The organism is Terrisporobacter sp. (genome assembly GCF_017888745.1).
In the GTDB taxonomy this organism is placed as follows: Bacteria; Bacillota; Clostridia; order Peptostreptococcales; family Peptostreptococcaceae; genus Terrisporobacter.
Genome location: NZ_JAGHFM010000377.1, coordinates 1 through 2,479, shown reverse-complemented (window position 1 = coordinate 2,479; position 2,479 = coordinate 1). Strand labels below are relative to the sequence as shown.

Here is a 2,479-nt window from a genome sequence, read left to right as displayed (position 1 = left end):
TATCATTAGGTGGATTTTTTAGGTTGTACTTATATACTCTATTACCTGTTAGTGTTAATAACTTAGCTTGTTCTTCAGATAATTCATCATATTCTATTTGAAAATCTTTTGTTTGTGTACATCCTATAATAATTAATGTAACTAGTAATGTGATCAAAATCATTAGTTTTTTCATACTATATCCCCCACTAAAACTCTATCTGTTTTTTTATTATATACTAAATATGCTGACTATTTTGCAACTAATGTGGCGTTGTAAATCGTTATACATTATCCATATCAAGAAATTCGCCTATACAATACAGGTATCTCTATTTAATTATCCCCTAGCTTCATTTAAAGGAACTTCTTTACCTGCATTTATATGCTTAATCTTTAAACTACTTAAATATCCAGTATATCCTTTTATTAACGGTGATTCTTGCTTAAATAAAGAATTGCTAAGTTTTGATGTTTTATCTATTTTTTCATATTCTATAGTCTGAGTTACTTCATCATTTATTAACTCTTCTTTTTTTAGCAAAAAGTTAGTATCTTTATCAAAATAAAAATTTACATATTTGCTCGAGTATTTTACTATAGAAGAGTCTGATATATTTTCTTTTTTAAATACTGTATTTTCATATCTTCCTAAATCTTCTTTTACCCAACTTTCCAATTGAGAAATTTCCTTAAAAAGTTTTTTATTTGCCTTGGATATTTCAGAATCTAAGTTCATTATTACTCCTTCATATTCATTGTTATCCTGTCCTATAGATAGAACTTTACTTCCTTTATCATAAAATATTTTTCTTGTTAATAGTTCTCCATTTTCATATTCATCTACTTGTTCTAAATAATTTTCTCTATCTACATATTGGTCTATTATATACCCTTTTGAATTAGTTATTTTGATGTGTTCTATATAATTTGCCCCTACATTTGCTTGTTTTGTAGCTTCTTTAAACATTACTGCTTGCTCTTCTTTAGTAACATTTTTATCTAAATTCAATGTAGCATTACATACAATAGTACTTGAAAGTAAAACACCCATAGCTAAAGTTAAAAATTTTATTTTTTTATTTTTCATAAGTTATTTACCCCTTATAAAATTTTTATTCTATTCTGATTGCATTTCATTATCTGTAACATCAATTATATCAATCATTCCATTTTCATAAGTAACTTTCATCTTTATATAATCTAATTTTCCATTATAATCTTTTTTAGGTATCTCTAGTTCATAATAGTTAAATTTATCTACAACTTCATTATTTTCTCCATATGCTTCTTCTTCTTTGTAATTACAATTATAAGTTTTTTCCTTTTGATTATGAGAAACTATCACTTGTAATTTTTTTATCTTACTATCTATTTCTTGAGTACTTGTATCAGGGTATGAACTAAAATATATACCTGTTTCATTATAACCCCAGCTACATTCAGGAGATAATGGCATAAATTCAGACTTTTCAATAGTTTCAATATCACCACTTTCAGATGTAATTCCTTTTGTCACTATTTTATATTCATAGCTTTTGTCATAAGGTAAAAGAAAATCTCCTATGTATGATAATTCTGATATTTTGTTCAATTCTAATTCTTGCCACTCATTTAAGTTTACATCCTTATACATAAATAGTATCTTTGAATCTGTTTTTAATTCCTTCATTTCTACTCTTACATTTAACTCATATCCCTCTTTTTGATTCTTAATAAATTTAAACTTTACATCTTTAGTCATATGAGACTTTCCCAATTCTTCATTTAATGTATTTTGTATTGAACTGTTAATATCCTGCTGTAACTCAACTTTTGTATTTGCTAGTTCTTCTCTCACTATACCTAATTCATCTTTTATAGTTTTTAAAGAATAAGTTTGGTAAATAATTATTGAACAAAATATGACTAATACTCCTGGTAAAATATATTTTTTCACTTAAATTCCCCCCTTATTTTATTTGTCTATAATTTAATTATAAATATATGGAAGGATTTATACAATTTACAATACTGTAAGGTTAATATATAAGAGAATTTCCTTTGCCTTCAATCATGTTGATAGTAACAATAAAAAAGGCCCCCAAAATTGAGTGCCTTTCTTAAAATAATTTTAAATTATCCTTCTACTCTTTCATGTACTTTAGACATTAATCTATCTCTTATTGCCTTACCTTCTGCTAGCATATGTGTACAACCTTCACTATATGTTTCACGTATATTGTTATCTTCAAGTCCCATTAAGTTAACTTTAACATTTAATATTGCTCCCTCTAGACCTGTGCATAGCATTAGAGTTCCAACACCTATATCTGTTATCGCATTTTGGTTACCATTGTCCATTAAAAACTCTAATTCTTTCATAGCTTGTAAAGATAAAGTAGCTGTTTGATATGGAACTTGTATAGAATATAAAGTTGCATCAGCTAAAGCTTTATTTCTTTCCATAATTTCTTTGAAAGTATCCTTTGGCATTTTTAGAGCTTTCATAAATGCATTA

At 26.2% G+C, this 2,479-nt stretch carries 3 protein-coding genes; all 3 read right to left on the bottom strand.

What is annotated here, in order from left to right; genetic code table 11:
* Positions 1-319: 319 nt before the first annotated feature.
* Positions 320-1,069: a hypothetical protein gene (locus J7G74_RS16185; RefSeq protein WP_297137287.1), complete on the bottom strand. Its 750-nt coding sequence runs from the start codon at positions 1,067-1,069 to the stop codon at positions 320-322.
* A 30-nt stretch (positions 1,070-1,099) separates the two neighbouring features.
* Complete coding sequence (locus J7G74_RS16180) at positions 1,100-1,918, bottom strand: hypothetical protein (protein WP_297137284.1); 819 nt, start codon at positions 1,916-1,918, stop codon at positions 1,100-1,102.
* A 179-nt stretch (positions 1,919-2,097) separates the two neighbouring features.
* Positions 2,098-2,479, bottom strand: a 382-nt coding sequence (locus J7G74_RS16175; RefSeq protein WP_297137281.1) for a cyclodeaminase/cyclohydrolase family protein, incomplete at its 5' end; no start/stop codon positions are given.